This window comes from Falsibacillus pallidus (assembly GCF_003350505.1).
In the GTDB taxonomy this organism is placed as follows: domain Bacteria; phylum Bacillota; class Bacilli; order Bacillales; family DSM-25281; genus Falsibacillus; species Falsibacillus pallidus.
Genome location: NZ_QQAY01000003.1, coordinates 175685 through 193870 on the forward strand (window position 1 = coordinate 175685; position 18186 = coordinate 193870).

Sequence of the window (18186 nt, forward strand, 5' to 3'; positions counted from 1 at the left end):
AGTATCCAGGCTCTTTTCATTTGAAAAGAGCCATTATTTATCAAGAAATACATAATTTTAATTCTAAATAAACCTTTGCCGAATATGCTTGTACTAGGGAGATTACTGCTAGTATGAGAAAGGAGAGGAGCAGTTATAGAGGCGAAAAAATTAGGGGGATCCATTTTAAGCGGATTATTGGCCATCCTCATTCTTGCAATGCTGTCGAGTTTGGTTTTTTCTTTGATCCTGCGCTTTACATCAGCCGATGAATCCTCTATCAATTTATTTGTAACGATCATTTCATTTATCAGCCTGTTTATCGGTGGATTTGTTTCAGGAGGAAAAGGCCGGCAGAAAGGTCTTATGCTCGGAGGTCTGACCGGCGTCATTTATTCTGTGCTGGTATTCCTATTCCAATACTTAGGGCTCGATGCCCTCTTCTCCATGAAACAGATGATTTATCACGGCTGCTTCATCATCACAGCCATGATGGGCGGCGTACTCGGAGTCAATATGTCTGGTGGCAAGACAGGTAGTTCAAATTAAGAGTAATGAAAAAGACCCGGAGCAGCAGAAGGCATCCCTCCTTTGCTCCGGGTCTTTTTTGAATGTCCTATGTATACATTCTGCTGGTATGTTACTTCTTTACAGATTCCTTCACTTCACGGATGGCAGCACGATCGAAAGTCAAACGTGAACCATCACCGCTTAGAAGTACGATTGTTCCTTCATCGATTGCATCGACAATTCCATGAATTCCGCCGATTGTCACGATTCGATCACCTTTTTGCAAATCACTCTGCATCTGCTGGACAGATTTCTGGCGTTTTTGCTGCGGGCGGATCAAAAGGAAATAAAACAATACGAACATCAAAAGCAATGGACCTACAGTACCCAATAATCCTTGCATTTTTTCACTCCTTTCTAAATTAATGTAATTTTATTAAAAGTTTTTCGCGCCTGGCTTGTTGAATCCATATTGTTCGAAAAACTCTTCTCTGAAGTCACCAAGACGATCTTCGCGGATCGCTTCTCGGACTTGCTTCATTAAGTTTAACAGAAAATATAGATTATGATAAGTCGTTAGGCGGATTCCGAAAGTTTCATCACATTTTATCAAGTGGCGGATGTATGCTCTTGAATAGTTTCGGCAAGTATAGCAATCGCAATTTTCATCCAAAGGACCAAAGTCACGTGCAAATTTAGCATTTTTCACAACAAGTCTTCCGCTGCTTGTCATAAGTGTGCCGTTCCGTGCAATCCTTGACGGCAATACGCAGTCGAACATATCAATTCCGCGCATGGCTCCATCAATCAAGGAGTCAGGAGACCCTACTCCCATCAAGTAGCGAGGCTTATTATCAGGAAGCAGCGGTGTGGTAAATTCCAGCACCCTGTTCATGATATCCTTCGGCTCGCCCACAGATAATCCTCCGACAGCATAGCCAGGGAAATCCATCGAAACCAAATCCCGTGCACTCATCTTTCTTAATTCCTCATATTCTCCGCCTTGTACAATTCCAAAAAGACCTTGGTCTTCCGGACGCTGATGTGCTTGAAGGCAGCGCTCAGCCCATCTGGACGTACGTTCAACCGATTTTTTCATATAGTCGAATGTGGCAGGGAATGGAGGACATTCATCAAAAGCCATCATGATGTCAGACCCGAGGGCATTCTGGATTTCCATTGCTTTTTCAGGGGACAGGAATAGTTTGTCGCCATTCAAATGGTTCCTGAAATGAACCCCTTCTTCTTCAATGTTGCGGAATTCACTCAAGCTGAATACTTGGAATCCGCCGGAATCCGTTAAAATCGGCTGATCCCAGTTCATGAATTTATGAAGGCCGCCTGCTTCCTTGATAATTTCATGGCCCGGACGAAGCCATAAATGGTAAGTGTTGCTCAGTATAATTCCCGCACCCATGGCCTTTAATTCTTCAGGTGCCATCGTTTTAACGGTCGCAAGTGTTCCTACGGGCATGAACATTGGTGTTTCAAATGATCCGTGAGGCGTATGGATGATGCCCAATCTTGCCCCTGTCTGTTTACAAGTCTTGATTAATTCGTATCTGATTGCTGTCAATGAGTTCTTTCTCCTTCCAATTGCTTGCTACAAAATGAACATTGCATCGCCAAAGCTGAAAAATCGATAGCGTTCCTTCACGGCTGTTTCATAGGCATGAAGAACATGCTCCCTCCCGGCAAGAGCACTTACCAGCATGATGAGGGTTGATTTTGGCAGATGGAAATTGGTAATCATTCCGTCTATCGCTTTAAATTCATAGCCTGGATAAATAAATATATTGGTCCATCCGCTTGAAGCTGTGAACCTGCCGTCATTCGCGGTCGCCACCGTTTCAAGTGTACGGGTCGAGGTTGTCCCGACGGAAATGATTCTCCCCCCGGCTTCCCTGACTTCATTCAGCAAACGGGCAGTCCCTTCTGAAATCTGGTAGAATTCCGCGTGCATTTCATGTTCTTGAAGGTCTTCCACAGAAACAGGGCGGAATGTTCCCAGACCGACATGAAGAGTGATAAACGCAATATGCACACCCATATCTTCAATTTCCTTCAGGAGCTCCTGTGTAAAGTGAAGTCCGGCTGTTGGTGCCGCTGCAGACCCCCGCTCCTTCGCAAAGACAGTCTGGTATCGCTCGCTGTCATCCAAGCGTTCCTTGATATAAGGAGGAAGCGGCATATCACCCAGGGACTCCAGGATTTCATAAAAGATTCCATCATATTTGAACTCAAGTATCCGGCCGCCATGATCCTTGATGCCGACGCATTCTGCCGTCAGCCGGCCGTCGCCAAAAGTAATGATTGTACCTTCCTTGACTCTCTTTGCAGGCTTGACTAGGGTTTCCCACGCATCCCCTTCTTCCTGCTTAAGCAGGAGGATCTCGATGGCCGCACCTGTATCTTCTTTCTCCCCGAATAATCGGGCAGGCAATACCCTCGTGTCATTAAGTACGAGACAGTCGCCGGGTTTTAAATATTTTGTAATATCGCGAAAATGACTATGTGATAAGGAGCCGTCTTCTTTATTCAAGACCATTAGCCGGCTCGCTGTCCGTTCCTCCAATGGGGTTTGGGCAATCAATTCTTCCGGTAAATGAAAATCAAACAAATCCACTTTCAATTTTTTCACCTTTTTTCTGTATGTTTACGTGCTGAATTCCACTTTATTGTACCACCAGATGCTGCTATAAATCATTCCATAGGCACCTTAAGATTAAAATGCTTATAGACCGCATCTGATACAATCCTTCCCCGTGGCGTCCTTTGCAGAAAACCGATTTGAAGCAAATACGGTTCGTATACGTCCTCTATAGTATCGGATTCTTCACCGATGCTAGCTGCAATTGTATCCAGACCGACAGGACCGCCTTTAAAACGTTCGATGATCCCCATTAATAATTTATGGTCAATATGATCAAGACCTAAACGGTCAACTTGAAGAAGCTCAAGTGCTTCATCCGTAAGATGCTGCGTGATTTCTCCATTGCCCCTGACCTGGGCATAGTCCCGGACTCTCTTTAAAAGACGGTTGGCAATCCGCGGCGTCCCCCTGGAACGGCGTGCAATTTCCTCGGCGCCTTTTGCATCGATTTGAGTTTCAAAAATTTCCGCAGTCCTTTTGACGATCTCAGTCAGCTGTCCCGCTTCATAATATTCCAAGCGGCTCAATACGCCGAAGCGGTCTCTCAATGGTGCAGAAATGGAACCTGCTCTTGTCGTGGCGCCGACTAATGTGAATGGCGGCAGATCCAAACGGACGGATCTTGCGCTTGGCCCTTTACCGATCACAATATCCAGGCAAAAATCCTCCATAGCAGGATAGAGGACCTCTTCAATGGACCGAGGAAGCCGGTGGATTTCGTCGATAAACAAGACATCACCTGGTTCGAGGGCTGTAAGGATTGCTGCCAAATCGCCCGGCCTCTCGATGGCAGGACCTGAAGTAGTCCGGATCTGTACGCCCATTTCATTTGCAATTACGGCAGCCAAAGTGGTTTTTCCAAGCCCAGGGGGACCGTAAAGCAGAACATGGTCAAGGGCTTCTTCCCTCATTTTTGCTGCTTCTATGAAAATCGATAAATTCTGTTTTACTTTTTCCTGGCCAATGTATTGCTGCAGGAACTGAGGACGCAGACTTTGCTCGAGCGAGAGATCAAGCATATCCGCTTCACCGGAAACAATTCGATCTGTCATCACTTTCCCCCCTTTACTTTTTTATTTCAGCAGCTTCTTCAGCGCCAATTTAATATAGCCATCCGTTGAAAGATTTTCACCCTTCAGGGAAGGCAGGACTTTGTTTACCTCTTTTTCTGAGTATCCAAGTGCTTTTAAAGCAAGGATAGCTTCATCCAAAGCTTTTGAACTGGCTTCTTTTTGATCCATTGCCTCAGCTGTGAATAAGTTCGGAAAATAATCCGGGACAATATCCTGAAGCTTACCCTTGAGGTCAAGGATCATCTGCCGCGCAGTTTTCTTCCCTACTCCAGGGAATTTAACCAGGAAGCTTTCATCTTCATTCTCGATAGCGTTGATGACTTGCTCCGGTTCACCTGATGCCAAAATGGCCAAGGCCCCTTTTGGACCGATTCCCGTGACATTGATTAGCCTGATGAACAGAAGCTTTTCTTCGAGAGAATGAAAGCCGTATAAAGCCAAAATATCTTCTCTTACATGCTGATATGTATAGACGATCGTTTCTTTGTTTTGATGTTTAGAAAAGGAGAAAGGATTGGCTGTGAAAATCTGATAGCCCACTCCATTATTCTCCAGCACGATATATTCTGGACCAACGCGTTCCAAGGTCCCTTTGATGTATTCAAACAAACTAATTCTCTCCCTTTTTATGTACCTCATTTTATCATATCATTTTTCTCGTTTGGAAGGAATGAAATTACCCAAAACATTTGTTCTTATTTATGAACAAAAACAGACAGGGCAGCTGCTCCCTGTCTGTTATATGTTCAATTGATAGATAATGGCCTATAGGTTTCTAATACACTGGTATAGTCATATTTGTTCTTTATCGGAATCCCGTTCATCAATTTCTTTTGTGTACTGCTTTCAAGCCTTCTCATGTCGATTTGAAAAAAGGATTGGATTAAATTGGATTGATCGGGCTTCCCATTGAAAATGGATAAGGTGCCATCTTCGGACAACCCGAAGTACCCATTTGATTTTAGGAGCGGAGAGATATCATTGATTCTTTTTTGGAACGTAATTGTCCCATCTTCGACATCTACAAGCTGCCAATGTTGATATTTATCCCAAAACTCTTCCATTGATATGATGGATTCATCAACGGTTTCCTCACTCATTTCCCCGTCCAGATAAACCCTCTCAAGCAATATGGATACATGTATATCAGCTTTTTCACTTGAATCCATATCCTCAACTTTCAATGAACCCGCAAGAGCGGTATCGCTTATAAGGAACAAGCCAGCGAAAATAAGCAATGCTTGGATTATAGAATAAAAGTACTTCATGATCTGCACTCCTTTTGTAATGAAGCGGCTCTACACTATTATCCTCACCATATTTATACAATTTATTCGTATAAAAAAGCAGCGCGGGATTCCCGCACTGCCTGCTACTTCATTTTATTTGTTAAGGTCCTGAATAGATCCTTCATATCCATATCAATGGATTGTCCTGGACCGCCGTCCCTTAAATCATTATCCATATTTCTGATTCGGCTGAAGGTCCCTTCATCTGTCACAACGGTTGCTGAACGCCCGTGTAGGTAAGGTGCGACAGCCTTTTTGATTTTCGCTTTGGTTTGTTCTTCTTTGCTATAGTCCTCAAGGTCAACGGCAATCAGCACATTGCTGCCGTATGTCACTGATCTGACATCATTGACATTCTTGACGCGGCTAGCCACATTGCCTATCTTTTCTGAGAGTTCCCCCTCATAGCTTGTATAGTAGGAGGATTTTGCTTTCCTGGTGTTATCGTCGAGATGGCCATGGTAATTCGCATCCCCATAGCTGAACCGATTATCCCTGTGGAAGAAATTACGATCATATTCCGATAAAGGCCTGGATGGATTTTGTGGATTCCCATCCTCGTCCTTTACTTGGAGGTATTTTTGTTTTTGGGCTCGTATATCTTTTCCCTCTTTGCCAACCGAGTGATCCATCCATTCTGTAAGCGGTCCATCATTGTGATCATTTACATCACCGCCATGTCCGCTGTTGGAGTAATAGCCAAGCGGTTCATACGTATCCGAGTATCGCTGCTGCTTGGCAGATTCGTTAGCCCCGCATCCAGCCAAGCCTCCTGCAATCAATACAGATAACGGCCAAACCAAGTATTTCTTCTCCAAAAGGAAAACCCCCTTTTCCTCATTGAGCAGAATATGCTCTTTTGTAGGTTGGCAGAAAAGTGGGGTGTTCATGCAATTGGAAAGGCCGATTCGATTGCCTGCATTGGACCTAATTGGAGTTTAAGGAATCAATTTTATTGAATATTTCATACATCATCCTCATGCGGAGCGGAAACTGGCTGATGGTCAGATCATATAAATACGGCCATATCATTTGACGCGCCTTTTCATCGCTTTTTAAAAATCGATTACATTCCCTTAGCACATCCGTCGGATATAAAAGTGAAATAAGAAACACCTTGTCTTTCTCATACATCGAGAGGATTTCATGCTTAAATAATTCATCTATCGACCAGTTAAGGGTAGGCAAGAAACGGCTGGCAATCTGAAGGTGTTCGATTACCGGTGGAGCTATGGCGATAAGATCAAAATCGATTAAGTAAAGTTCTTCATTTTTCCCATTTAAAAAGTTATGGTACGCAACATCTCCATGAATGATGCATGAAGGCGTCTGATCAAAATATCCTATTACTGAACTAATTTTATCAAGCGACCATTTCGCCCATTCCTCATACATATCCAATAAAAACACAGGAAAATATGCTTCAAGCATGTAGCGGTTATGATGAAATTCTGCCAGTCTGTTCTTCCATTTATCCTTTTGATCGAACTCCGGCAAAAAAGATTTGAAATCGGCCGGAAAAATGGATGTTGTCTGATGAAATTTCTGCAGGAGTTTCAGTGCCTTCCTCCTATTTTCCTTGGTTTTAAACGTAAATATATTCCTGCTTGAATAAATGAATTCGATGATTCCAAATAATCGCCCCTCAAACTGAAGAACGGGATATGTGCCATGAATCGGATGAAAAGAATATGTATGGCAGAATCCATGTTCTTTCAATTTCCTTGTAAGAAGCTGCTGATGAAAGAGCTTTTTCTTGGAAGAAAACTCTTTGACAAGCCAGGTCTTACCCTGGGTTTTGTATTTCCAAAGCCCGTTCTTAACGGCTCTTAATCTGCCGGTATTATTTTGAAGAAGAGTATTTAAAAAATGAAGGAGACGAGTGGAAAAATCGTCTCCTTCATAGGGGAATCTAAAAGCCATTATCTTCTCCATCAATCCTCGGCATTCCCGGAAAACCGTATTGGCCAGGCATACCCATTTGTGGCTGCATACCCATTTGCGGCTGCATGCCCATTTGCGGCTGCATGCCCATTTGCGGCTGCATACCCATTTGCGGCATCATGCCCATTGGCTGCTGCATGCCCATCGGCTGCTGCATGCCCATCGGCTGCTGCATACCCATCGGCTGCTGCATCATTGGCTGCTGCATACCATAAGGCTGGCCCCACATGCCAGGATTTCCTCCCATATATTGATGGTGGTGATATGGCACTTCAAACGATGGTCCTCCACAGCCGCAGTCATCTTCAAATGGCATATAAGCTTGCTGTGGTGCTTGCTGCATCATCGGTTGCTGCATCATAGGCTGCTGCATTGGGTAATGCATCTCAGGGGATTCTTGGACAGAAGTCCCTTGAACCTGAGCCATTGGATATCCTCCATGCTCCATTCTTGGACCGCCCATTGGGCCAAATCCCATACCAGGCATGACTGGCGATGCAGGGTAGCATCCAGGCGGATTACCCATTTGTGGATAATACATGGCCGGGTTCACACCTTGAGGCATTTGAGGCATCCCCCCGTATTGCGGATTTTGCTGGTCATGGGCTCCCATCACACCTTGTGGAGATCCTGGATAATTCATTGGCTGTTGATGCATCATAGGCATATAAGAGGATGATTCATCATCATAGTGGTGCATCATGGCGGGATTGACTCCCTGCATCATCGGCTGCTGCATCGGCATGGACATTGCCCCTTGGACCTGCGGCATCGGACCCATAGGACCTGGACCTCCATAAGGAAAATTAAATCCTGAACCTGGCATTACCGGGGTTACGGGCACACAATAACTTGGATACATAGGTTCTGGTTGACCCCCTTCGATTGGTTTTTCAGCAACCGGTTCTTCTTTCGGCTTTTCAACCGGCTTTGGCGGAACTGGAAGCGGTGCCTGCGGTGCTTGCATCTGCATATTTGCCATATTCATCATATAATAATTATTTATATCGATTTCTGGGATAACTGGTTGGGGAGCTTTTGGAGTATAAACTGGCTTTGGCATTTCTTTCACAGGCGCTTCCTTAACAGGAGCCTCTTTCACAGGCATTTCTTTCGGAGCTGATGCAACGGGCTTTTGCTGTGAAAAAGGATGCTCTTTTGGGCTTTCCTTTTTTGTCCCATAGGATACTTTTGCTCCACCTACTTCTTTATTGACGGTTCCGCCAGAAGCAGGTACTTTAATTTTCATACCGGGCATTATCATATCGGGGTTTGAAAGCTGGGCATTCATCTTTTTTAACTCTTCGAAATTCACGCCATATTTTTTGGCTATTTTCCAAAGAGTATCCCCTTTTTGGACGATGTGGATTTTCACTCATTTTCCCTCCTCAGGCATAAGTCTATTCATTGTATGTCAAGATAGGCAAAATGCTAATAATCTACTCAAATACTTATGAACTTTTTTTAAAGAATATGCTAAACCTTGAATTCTGGGGTCTAAAGATCAATTTAAAAAAACAGCCATCCATTTGATGACTGTCAATTACTTCATTCATTTTCATTTCATGCCCTGTCCAGCATACGCTGAAGCGCCAGCATTGCATTATCAGAAGTGTCTTTATCCACCACGATCTGATTGACCGGCTTCCCTTCCTCTATCCTTTCAAGCGACCAGAGCAGGTGGGGCAAATCAATCCTGTTCATCGTCAGACATGGGCACATATTTGGATTGAGCGAAATGATTTGTTTGTCTTTATGCTTATCGATCAAACGCTTCACTAGATTCATTTCAGTCCCGATAGCCCAAGATGATCCCGGTTCTGCTTTTTCAATCGTATCAATGATATATTTAGTAGACCCATTTAAATCAGATATTTCCACTACTTCACGCCTGCACTCCGGATGGACAATGATTTTCATTTGTGGATGCTTTGCCCTCACTTCATGTACATTGGCAACTGTGAAGTTCTCATGTACGGAACAATGGCCCTTCCATAAAATCACTTTGATATCTTCAGCGTCGCCTTCATAAATCAATGTATTTACTTGAGGATCCCATACAGCCATTTTATCCAATGGGATGCCTAAATCAAAGGCAGTGTTCCGGCCAAGATGCTGATCAGGCAAGAAAAGGATGCGCTCCTTTTGAGTCAAGGCCCATTCAACCATGGCATGAGCATTGGAAGAGGTCACTGTAGCCCCTCCATTTTTGCCCACAAACGCTTTGATTGCAGCGGTGGAATTTACGTATGTTAAGGGCAGTATCGTGTCCCCGAACATTTCCTGCAGGAGAACCCAGGCACGCTCAGTCTGATAAATATCTGCCATATCAGCCATGGAACAGCCCGCTCTCATATCCGGCAGGATGACCTTTTGATGATCCCCCGTCAAGATATCAGCCGTTTCAGCCATGAAGTGGACTCCACAGAAAACGATGTAATCCGCTTGTTTGTTAATGGACGAAACCTGTGCAAGCTGGAGTGAATCCCCTGCTGCATCAGCAAATTTCATTACCTCGTCCTTTTGATAATGATGGCCGGGAATGAATAATTTCTTTCCGAGCTTCTGCTTGATCTCCCACACTCTTTCTTCCATTTCTGGATAGGTCATTTCTTTATATTTTTCCGGGAGAGATGCATTATCCATATTCAACAATTCCATCATATTCATCCCACTTACGCCTCCATCACCGTTTTTCTGTTCTTCACTTTTGCACTGATGTCAAATGCTTCTATTGTATGCGTCAAGCAGCCTAGTGAAATATAATCCACTCCTGAAAGGGCATAATCCCTGATATTATCCAGTGTGATCCCTCCGGAAGCTTCCGTTAAGATTCCTACCGGGACAATACTTAACCATTCCCTTATTTCAGCTGGAGTACGATTATCAAACATGATGATATCCACACCTGCTTCGATGGCTTCCATAAGCTGTTCTTTTGTTTCGATCTCCACTTCAACTTTTACAGTATGGCCGATTTTACCCCTTATTTCATTCACAGCCTCAGTGATAGAACCGGCAAAATCAATATGGTTATCTTTAATCAGAACAGAATCAGCCAATCCCATACGATGGTTAAAGCCTCCTCCGCATCTGACTGCATATTTTTCAAGCATCCTGAGTCCGGGGGTTGTTTTTCGAGTATCGCAAATCTTTGCACCCGTTCCTTCAATCCTTTTTACAAAAGTAGAAGTCTTTGAGGCAATCCCGCTCATTCGCTGGATTAAATTGAGGACGACTCTTTCACCTTTTAGCAAACTTGCCACTGCTCCGGTAATGACGGCAATGGCATCCCCATATTTCACTTCTTCCCCATCCCTCTTTTCAATGGAGATAGAAAGGGAAGGATCAATGGTATGAAAGCCTTCGTTGATGACATCCTCTCCGCAAAATACCCCATTTGCTTTTGCCATTAGCTTCAAACTTCCCTGTGCTTCCGGAGCAAACAGCATATCCGTCGTGATATCCATATCCCCAATGTCTTCAATAAAAAATGGTTCAAGCATAGCTTTTAATTTTACCCGATTCATATCTGTTCCTCCTCAAATGCATTCCATGATTCGAATGAATGATGTGGCAATTTAGCCAATCCATATTTTCATCAGGATAATCAGTCCTTAAATGCCCCCCTCTGCTTTCCGTCCTCTTTAAGGCTGAGGAAACGATCATCCTTGCAGAAAGAATCATAAACGCAACACTGATTTCTTCAATATCCCAATTTTTATAGCTTCGCAATAAATATTCATCAATGTGAAAGGATTCCAGCCAGGCTAATAGTTGTTCCATTCCTTCTTTTGAACGAACAATCCCAGCACCTTCCATCATTCGCCGTTTAATCTCCCCTCGCTCCGGAAGTTTCGGACATGCTAATCCGCCGCTCTTCTCAATAAGACGCCAAGTTGGGGCAGCGCTTTTTCTTGTGAATTGATTCAAGTGGGCTGCAAGGCGCTTTCCGTATGAAAGCCCTTCCAATAATGAGTTGCTTGCCAGCCGGTTCGCTCCATGAACCCCGCTGTCTGCCACTTCCCCTATCGCATATAAATGGGGAATCGAGGTTTCCCCAAAATCATTGATGGAGATGCCTCCCATTAAAAAATGAGAGCCTGGGGCAACCGGAATCAAGCCTCTTTCTACATTAATGCCTTCCCGCTCACAAAGAGAGGCAATCGATGGAAAATGCAGTTTGAAATCATTAATCATGGTGATATCAAGGAATACCTCATCCCCATTCCTTCTAATCTCAAATATCCTTTGAGCGACAATATGTCTCGGGGCAAGATCTTTTAGTGGGTGGATACTTTCCATGATGGCTTTTCCTTCATTGTTTCTCAATACTGCTCCATGACCCCGGACTGCCTCCGAAACCAAACCTTTTGCCATACCTCCGACGTATAGTAATGTAGGGTGGAATTGCACAAACTCCAAGTTGGACAACTCTGCTCCTGCAAGATAGGCGAGTGCCAATCCATCCCCTGTTACAGACGGGTGATTTGAAGTGAAGTGATACAGCCCCCCTGCGCCTCCGGTGGCAAGGACAACATGTTCCCCAAAGTATTCGTTCACATCCCCATTGCTATTTTTGGTTTGAACTCCTCTGCAGACTCCATCCTGAGAAAGGATCAGTTCAATTGCCATTTCATTCTCAATGAATTCAATGTTCGAAGGAATCGAATTGAAAAAGGCATCCATGATGCGCCTTCCCGTTGCATCGCCTCCGCTATGGACGATCCTCCTTCGACTATGGGCCCCTTCCATTCCAAGCGCAACTTGCCCTTGTTCATCCAAATCCAACGGAACCCCGATGCTCATTAATTCACAAACAATATCCGGAGCATCCTTTACCAGGTTGAGCACTGCTTTTTCATCCTGATGCCGCCTTCCAGCTTCCAATGTATCCTGATAATGCAACCGATAATGATCGTCTGGAGAAATAGCAGCAGCCATTCCACCCTGTGCCATATAAGAATTGCAATGGTTCTTCAACGACTTTGTGATAATTATCACATGAGAATCCGAATGAAGTAATTTTGCCAGCTGCATAGCTGCAATACCGCTGCCTAAAATGATTACGTCAGCATGCTTCATAAATTTAAACTCCTTTTTAACAGGTGTCTTGACACATATCTTTACATATTATTAGACTTATGACAAGAGATTTTTTTTAAGGAGTGTGCCATTCGATGAAATACTTTGATTATGCAGCCTCAACGCCTATGGATCCGGATGTTCTAGAAGCTTACATGCAAGCTGCCTCACAGGTATATGGAAATACAGAAAGTCTTCATGATATTGGAGGAAAAGCACAATATATCCTCAATGAGTGCAGGAAAAAGCTTGCCGGGATTACTGGGGTAAAAGAAGAAGGGCTTTATTTCAGCTCCGGCGGCACCGAAAGCAATTTATTGTCTTTACTGGCACTTGCACAAGGAGCCAGCAGCGGAAAAAGGCATATCATCTCAACTCATGGGGAGCACGCTTCTGTTCATTCTGCCATGGAATATTTAAAAGAACATGGTTTTGAAGTGGAGTATCTTTCTTTTACAACTGAAGGGACAATCGACCTTCAGAAGTTGTCCTTAGCAATACGGGATGATACCTTGCTCGTTTCGATCCAGCATGTCAATTCGGAAATTGGATCGATTCAGCCAATCAAAGAAATTTCAGAGCTCATTAAAGGGAAAGATATCCTCTTGCATTGCGACTGCGTACAGTCTTTTGGGAAAGTCGATTTAAAAAGCATTACACCATACATGGACAGCTTTACTGTGTCATCACATAAAATCCACGGACCAAAAGGGGTGGGTGCATTTTATATCAATCCCCTCCATCAAGCGAAGCCTGTCTTTCCCGGCCTTTCCCATGAACGGGGCATGAGGGGTGGGACGGTGAATATCCCTGGAATCTTTGCTTTTATGACTGCATCTGAAAAGGCTGCCGCAAAACTGGATGATTGGCAGGCAGCATGGGATAAAAGAGACTATTTCCTTGAACTTTTGAGGAACGAAAAACCTCACATTTTTGGATCAATGGATAAGGATCGGCAGCTTCCATATATAATCGGGATGGCTTTCGATGGCATTGAAGGACAGCTGGTGATGCTCGAAGCAAACACAATGGGATTCTCAATTTCTACAGGAAGTGCATGCCACACCGGCCAGCAAGAACCAGCCAATGCCATGAAAGCAATGGGCGTGGATGTTGAAAGGGCAAAATCATTTTTTAGAATTTCTTTTAGCAAGACCACTACACATGAGCAGCTTTTTGATCTGGCAAAAGCACTAAAAACGATATACGCTGAATACAAAACGGTCCGCGCTTAATATGGTATAATGCGTATCAGAATAAACATGTCCGGAGGGAATAGGAATGGCGAAGCCAAAGATTCTAGGTGAAGAACGAAGACAGCTGCTGCTGAAAATACTTAAAGATCGCAATGCACCCATCACTGGGACTGAGCTTGCCAAGACCGCCAATGTTTCAAGGCAGGTCATTGTCAGTGATATTACACTTCTTAAAGCGAGAAATGAGCCGATCCTTGCTACAAGCCAAGGCTATCTTTATATGGCCCAGAACCCAATACATCAATACAAAGAAAGAATCGTTGCATGCTTCCACCCCCCTGAAGAAACAGAAAATGAATTGTTTCTTCTTGTCGACCATGGAGCTACAGTGAAAGACGTAAGGATCGAACATCCGGTTTATGGAGATCTCTCGGCATCGATCATGGTCTCCAATCGTAAGGAAGTAAGCCAGTTCCTGCAAAGAATTGAAGAAACTAATGCGGGCTATCTTTCACAACTGACAGAGGGAATCCATCTTCATACCATCATTGCCCCTTCAGAGGAGATACTCGACGAAGCAGAAGAGGCACTTCGAACTGCAGGGTATCTTGTGGATGAAAAGGATTAAGAATAGAAAAAACCGGATTGTATTCCAATCCGGTTTTTGTTTGCCTGTTATTCTGTTGAGTACACAGGATAGCTACCCAGAAGCTTGACCCCGCAGCCCAATGCCTCCATTTCCTTGATGGCATTCGGAAGCAGGACCTCATCCATAGCTTGTTCAATATCCAGTATGAAGAAATAATCACCTAGACCTGTTTTCAGCGGCCTTGATTCGATCTTGCTCAGGTTGATTTTTCTCCAAGCCAAAGCCGACAGCACTTGATGAAGGGCACCTGAGTGATTTGAGGGAAGAGTGACCATGAGGGTGGTCTTTTCATTGCTAAAACCTGATTCGAGCTCCAGCGGTTTTTTCGTTCTGGACAACACAACGAATCTTGTGTGGTTTCTATCAAAATCCTGGATTCCATGCTGGATGATGGATAATCCATATGTATCGGCTGCCAGCTCATTGGCTATTGCCGCAATCTTCATTTCCGGATGTTCCTTTAAGTATTTTGCCGCAGCTGCAGTGGACGTCGTATATTCAATGGACGCCCCCCTATAGTGTCGATGCAGATACTGATGGCATTGGGCAGTTGCATGGGAGTGGGACAATATTTTCTCTACTTCCATGCTATTTTCCACATGATCAGGATGGACCATCAAATGCTGCTGGATCGGAACCGTCAATTCAGCAATGATTTTCAGTTCCACTTCATGAAACAGATAGTCAACAGTCAGATGTACCGATCCCTCAAGCGTATTTTCCAATGGAACTACTGCATAATCCACCTTCTCAAAGTGTACCGCTTCAATACATTCAGGGATGGTCATGAACGGCACATGCTCTTGCAGAGGGAATAGATGCTTGACTGCCATATCTGTAAATGTTGCCATAGGTCCTAAAAATCCAATCCTCATTCTCTCTTCTCCCCTCTATTTCAACATATAAAAAAGGGAGGAGCGGCTCCTATGCACCGGAACCAAGCACCTCCACTTTTTCAACAAACTCCAGCTTTTTCAATCCCGATATCAAACCATCCAGATTGCCATCCATATCCGTTACATTCAATGACAAGGTGACATTGGCCCTTCCTTGAAGGGGAATAGTCTGATGTATGGTCAGTATATTACAGCGGTGGGCTGCAACGACTCCAAGAAGGTGGGATAGTGTGCCTGTCCGATCTTCCAAGTGAAAAAACAGGGTAATGATTTTTTCTTTCACAACGGTATGAAAAGGAAATACAGTATCACGATACTTGTAAAAAGCACTCCGGCTTAAATCTACACGCTGCACTGCATCCCATACAGAAGAAGCTTTTCCCCTCTCAAGGAGATTCTTTGCCTCAAGGGTTTTCTTCATCGCTTCAGGCAAGACATCCTCCCTGATCAGGTAAAACTTCTGATCAAATTCTTTTTTTTCCATTGATCATTTCCCCTAACAAATGAAGGACATCATCAATCGATGAATTCAAATTCAAACTCCAATAGCCTTACGATATCCCCGTCTTTGGCGCCGCGCTCCCTCAAAGCTTCATCTACACCCATACCGCGAAGCTGGCGTGCAAAGCGTCGAACAGATTCCTCCCTGGAGAAATCCGTCATTTTAAATAGACGTTCCAGCGAATACCCGTTAAGAACGTAAGCTCCATCCGGGTCACGTGTAATGGAGAATTCTTCTTCTTGTTTCTCATGTTTATAAATGACACGATTGACGTCTTCATTTTCTTCCACATGTTCAAGAGGGAATTCCGGTGTATCCTCGACTTTATCTGCAATCGCAAATAACAGATCCCTCAAACCTTCGCGAGTCAAAGCTGAAATAGGGAAAATCGGATGTTCTTTTCCAACTTTTACCTTGAATTCTTCCAGGTTTTCCTCAGCACCAGGCATGTCCATTTTGTTTGCGACTATGATCTGCGGACGTTCAGTCAAACGAAGGTTATATTCTTTCAATTCTTCATTGATTGTAAGGTAATCCTCGTAAGGATCCCTTCCTTCAGTGGCAGCCATATCGATGACATGCACGATGACTCTAGTCCGTTCGATGTGGCGCAGGAATTGATGGCCAAGCCCAACTCCTTGGTGAGCCCCTTCGATAAGTCCTGGAAGATCTGCCATTACGAACGAACGGCTATCTTCTGTTTCGACCATTCCGAGGTTTGGAACAATTGTGGTAAAGTGATATTCGGCAATTTTTGGCTTAGCAGAAGAAACTACGGATAACAAAGTAGATTTCCCTACACTTGGGAAGCCAACCAAACCGACATCTGCGAGCAGTTTTAATTCCATGATGACATTGCGTTCCTTGCCAGGCTCCCCTTTTTCGGATAATTCCGGTGCCGGGTTGGCAGGTGTCGCAAAACGGCTGTTTCCTCTACCGCCTCGGCCGCCTTTTGCAATGACGGCGCGTTGTCCGTGCTCAGTCAAATCCGCAATGATTTCCTCTGTATCGGCATCTTTTACAATTGTACCGGGTGGAACCTTAACGACCATGTCTGCAGCATTTTTACCATGCTGGTTCTTAGACATCCCATGTTCTCCCCTTGTTGCTTTAAAGTGGCGCTGATAGCGGAAATCCATTAAAGTCCTTAGACCTTCCTCCACTTCGAATACAACGTCCGCGCCTCTTCCTCCGTCCCCGCCGGCAGGACCGCCCTTAGGAACATACTTTTCGCGGCGGAATGCAACCATACCGTTGCCTCCATCGCCACCCTTCACATATATTTTGACCTGATCGACAAACATGAAAGGCACCTCCTTTTCTTCCTCTTGCTGTTATATGTAAATAATCAGAAGGATAATTGAATGGTAAATTGATTGATGCTCCAATCTTCAATGGCTGCTTGCTTCTGTAACTTAAGCCAATTCAATACTTCCTCTTCACTTTTCAGTATGCCACGAAAATCCAAAAAGAATTTCGCTGAATCCTTATCAAGTTGTATGGTAATGGATAACTGCTGATCCTGAAACGGTTCGACCGCTTCGTTCAGTAAAGCGAAAAATGTTGAAAACCAATTGAATAATTCCGCATCATCCAAAGAATGGACTGTATTTTCATTCAAAATGTCATAATCAATTGTGAAACGATGCCCTTCCCAATTGAACGTCATCAATAATGAAGCAAATCTATGCAGTTTCAAATTTGATAGTCTGGACTCTTGCTGTGCTTCCAATACGATTTCATCAATGATTGACTTAGCCCGTTCCGGTCTATCTAAAGCTAAATTCCCTTTGATTAATTGCAGCTTGTTCATCCAGTCGTGGCGCGCATGTTTAAGCACCTCAACTACTGTCCAGTTATTATTCATTCCCGCACTCCTAATTATCATTCAGTCTAATTACATATATCACCAGACTGCTGAAAAGCTTTTTCACCCAGTCTGATTTACAGAAAATATTTTTTTGAATTCTATTAATCATTCGCACTGTTCTTTTTGTAGTATACCAAAAAAGGAAGGCGTCGTCCTCCTTATTGGCAAAATCCTAATTGTTCCTCATAAAACAAGAAAACTCTAACCGACAATTCGGTTAGAGTCTTCTTTCAGCATTAAGCTTCTTTCACTTCAGGGTAAACGCTGACTTGTTTCTTGTCACGACCCAAACGCTCGAAACGGACAACTCCATCGATTTTTGCGAATAGAGTATCGTCTCCGCCACGGCCTACGTTTGCACCTGGATAGATTTTCGTACCGCGTTGACGGTAAAGAATAGATCCACCAGTAACAAACTGACCATCTGCACGTTTAGCGCCTAAACGTTTTGAGATAGAGTCACGACCGTTCTTAGTTGAACCTACACCCTTTTTGGATGCAAAAAATTGAAGGTCTAGTCTTAGCATTAGTTCCACCTCC

Annotated in this window: 19 protein-coding genes and 1 pseudogene; 3 read left to right on the forward strand and 17 right to left on the reverse strand. The window is 44.0% G+C overall.

Going from position 1 to position 18186, the window contains the following annotated elements; translation table 11 throughout:
* Positions 1–162: 162 nt before the first annotated feature.
* Positions 163–528: a TIGR04086 family membrane protein gene (locus DFR59_RS07450; protein WP_342768312.1), complete on the forward strand. Its 366-nt coding sequence runs from the start codon at positions 163–165 to the stop codon at positions 526–528.
* Positions 529–619: 91 nt separating this feature from the next.
* Here the strand turns inward: DFR59_RS07450 and yajC are convergent, their stop codons facing one another.
* The 12 genes and pseudogenes from yajC to nadB all read right to left on the reverse strand — a co-directional run bounded on the left by yajC (position 620) and on the right by nadB (position 12533).
* On the reverse strand, positions 620–892 hold the full coding sequence (yajC, locus tag DFR59_RS07455) for a preprotein translocase subunit YajC (protein WP_114745004.1): 273 nt from the start codon (positions 890–892) through the stop codon (positions 620–622).
* A 33-nt stretch (positions 893–925) separates the two neighbouring features.
* On the reverse strand, positions 926–2065 hold the full coding sequence (gene tgt, locus DFR59_RS07460; RefSeq protein WP_114745005.1) for a tRNA guanosine(34) transglycosylase Tgt: 1140 nt from the start codon (positions 2063–2065) through the stop codon (positions 926–928).
* Positions 2066–2092: 27 nt separating this feature from the next.
* Positions 2093–3121 carry a tRNA preQ1(34) S-adenosylmethionine ribosyltransferase-isomerase QueA gene (queA, locus tag DFR59_RS07465; protein ID WP_114745006.1) on the reverse strand — a complete coding sequence of 343 codons (1029 nt, stop codon included), beginning with the start codon at positions 3119–3121 and terminating at the stop codon, positions 2093–2095.
* 71 nt (positions 3122–3192) lie between these two features.
* Positions 3193–4194, reverse strand: coding sequence for a Holliday junction branch migration DNA helicase RuvB (gene ruvB / locus DFR59_RS07470; RefSeq protein ID WP_114745007.1), 1002 nt, complete (start codon positions 4192–4194; stop codon positions 3193–3195).
* Between the two features lie 21 nt (positions 4195–4215).
* Entirely contained in the window at positions 4216–4824 is a 609-nt protein-coding gene (gene ruvA, locus DFR59_RS07475) for a Holliday junction branch migration protein RuvA (RefSeq protein WP_114745008.1), read from the reverse strand.
* A gap of 137 nt (positions 4825–4961) precedes the next feature.
* Positions 4962–5483, reverse strand: coding sequence for an intercompartmental signaling factor BofC (locus DFR59_RS07480; protein WP_114745009.1), 522 nt, complete (start codon positions 5481–5483; stop codon positions 4962–4964).
* 104 nt (positions 5484–5587) lie between these two features.
* Positions 5588–6322 carry a YhcN/YlaJ family sporulation lipoprotein gene (locus DFR59_RS07485; RefSeq protein WP_114745010.1) on the reverse strand — a complete coding sequence of 245 codons (735 nt, stop codon included), beginning with the start codon at positions 6320–6322 and terminating at the stop codon, positions 5588–5590.
* 109 nt (positions 6323–6431) lie between these two features.
* Entirely contained in the window at positions 6432–7427 is a 996-nt protein-coding gene (locus DFR59_RS07490; RefSeq protein WP_158538348.1) for a phosphotransferase, read from the reverse strand.
* A 1248-nt stretch (positions 7428–8675) separates the two neighbouring features.
* Positions 8676–8823, reverse strand: a pseudogene (safA, locus tag DFR59_RS20575) (SafA/ExsA family spore coat assembly protein); the annotation flags it as partial.
* 188 nt (positions 8824–9011) lie between these two features.
* Positions 9012–10118 (reverse strand): quinolinate synthase NadA, encoded by a 1107-nt coding sequence (gene nadA, locus DFR59_RS07500; protein WP_114745012.1) that lies wholly within the window; start codon positions 10116–10118, stop codon positions 9012–9014.
* A gap of 5 nt (positions 10119–10123) precedes the next feature.
* Positions 10124–10978, reverse strand: a complete 855-nt coding sequence (gene nadC / locus DFR59_RS07505; protein ID WP_114745013.1) for a carboxylating nicotinate-nucleotide diphosphorylase — start codon at positions 10976–10978, stop codon at positions 10124–10126.
* Positions 10947–12533, reverse strand: a complete 1587-nt coding sequence (nadB, locus tag DFR59_RS07510; protein ID WP_114745014.1) for an L-aspartate oxidase — start codon at positions 12531–12533, stop codon at positions 10947–10949. Before nadB ends, nadC begins: the two co-directional genes overlap by 32 nt.
* Positions 12534–12628: 95 nt before the next feature.
* Here nadB and DFR59_RS07515 point away from each other — a divergent pair, with 95 nt between their 5' ends.
* A complete protein-coding gene (locus tag DFR59_RS07515) occupies positions 12629–13768 on the forward strand; it encodes an IscS subfamily cysteine desulfurase (protein WP_114745015.1) in 1140 nt (379 codons plus the stop codon).
* 46 nt (positions 13769–13814) lie between these two features.
* Positions 13815–14357, forward strand: a complete 543-nt coding sequence (locus DFR59_RS07520) for a transcription repressor NadR (protein ID WP_114745016.1) — start codon at positions 13815–13817, stop codon at positions 14355–14357.
* A 47-nt stretch (positions 14358–14404) separates the two neighbouring features.
* On the opposite strand, the gene pheA is transcribed toward DFR59_RS07520, so the two are convergent.
* The 5 genes from pheA to rpmA all read right to left on the reverse strand — a co-directional run bounded on the left by pheA (position 14405) and on the right by rpmA (position 18173).
* On the reverse strand, positions 14405–15253 hold the full coding sequence (gene pheA / locus DFR59_RS07525) for a prephenate dehydratase (protein ID WP_114745017.1): 849 nt from the start codon (positions 15251–15253) through the stop codon (positions 14405–14407).
* 49 nt (positions 15254–15302) lie between these two features.
* On the reverse strand, positions 15303–15758 hold the full coding sequence (locus DFR59_RS07530) for an ACT domain-containing protein (RefSeq protein WP_114745018.1): 456 nt from the start codon (positions 15756–15758) through the stop codon (positions 15303–15305).
* A gap of 32 nt (positions 15759–15790) precedes the next feature.
* Complete coding sequence (gene obgE / locus DFR59_RS07535; RefSeq protein ID WP_114745019.1) at positions 15791–17080, reverse strand: GTPase ObgE; 1290 nt, start codon at positions 17078–17080, stop codon at positions 15791–15793.
* 44 nt (positions 17081–17124) lie between these two features.
* A complete protein-coding gene (locus DFR59_RS07540) occupies positions 17125–17643 on the reverse strand; it encodes a sporulation initiation phosphotransferase B (RefSeq protein WP_158538349.1) in 519 nt (172 codons plus the stop codon).
* Positions 17644–17882: 239 nt separating this feature from the next.
* A complete protein-coding gene (gene rpmA, locus DFR59_RS07545) occupies positions 17883–18173 on the reverse strand; it encodes a 50S ribosomal protein L27 (protein ID WP_114745021.1) in 291 nt (96 codons plus the stop codon).
* Positions 18174–18186: the final 13 nt, after the last annotated feature.

Excerpts from the sequence above, each read along its gene's own strand:
- yajC (WP_114745004.1), bottom strand. The coding sequence starts at position 892 with ATGCAAGGATTATTGGGTACTGTAGGTCCATTGCTTTTGATGTTCGTA.
- ruvB (WP_114745007.1), bottom strand. The coding sequence starts at position 4,194 with ATGACAGATCGAATTGTTTCCGGTGAAGCGGATATGCTTGATCTCTCG.
- DFR59_RS07480 (WP_114745009.1), bottom strand. The coding sequence starts at position 5,483 with ATGAAGTACTTTTATTCTATAATCCAAGCATTGCTTATTTTCGCTGGC.
- DFR59_RS07490 (WP_158538348.1), bottom strand. The coding sequence starts at position 7,427 with ATGGCTTTTAGATTCCCCTATGAAGGAGACGATTTTTCCACTCGTCTC.
- nadA (WP_114745012.1), bottom strand. The coding sequence starts at position 10,118 with ATGAATATGATGGAATTGTTGAATATGGATAATGCATCTCTCCCGGAA.
- nadC (WP_114745013.1), bottom strand. The coding sequence starts at position 10,978 with ATGAATCGGGTAAAATTAAAAGCTATGCTTGAACCATTTTTTATTGAA.
- nadB (WP_114745014.1), bottom strand. The coding sequence starts at position 12,533 with ATGAAGCATGCTGACGTAATCATTTTAGGCAGCGGTATTGCAGCTATG.
- DFR59_RS07515 (WP_114745015.1), top strand. The coding sequence starts at position 12,629 with ATGAAATACTTTGATTATGCAGCCTCAACGCCTATGGATCCGGATGTT.
- DFR59_RS07520 (WP_114745016.1), top strand. The coding sequence starts at position 13,815 with ATGGCGAAGCCAAAGATTCTAGGTGAAGAACGAAGACAGCTGCTGCTG.
- pheA (WP_114745017.1), bottom strand. The coding sequence starts at position 15,253 with ATGAGGATTGGATTTTTAGGACCTATGGCAACATTTACAGATATGGCA.
- DFR59_RS07530 (WP_114745018.1), bottom strand. The coding sequence starts at position 15,758 with ATGGAAAAAAAAGAATTTGATCAGAAGTTTTACCTGATCAGGGAGGAT.
- obgE (WP_114745019.1), bottom strand. The coding sequence starts at position 17,080 with ATGTTTGTCGATCAGGTCAAAATATATGTGAAGGGTGGCGATGGAGGC.
- DFR59_RS07540 (WP_158538349.1), bottom strand. The coding sequence starts at position 17,643 with ATGAATAATAACTGGACAGTAGTTGAGGTGCTTAAACATGCGCGCCAC.
- rpmA (WP_114745021.1), bottom strand. The coding sequence starts at position 18,173 with ATGCTAAGACTAGACCTTCAATTTTTTGCATCCAAAAAGGGTGTAGGT.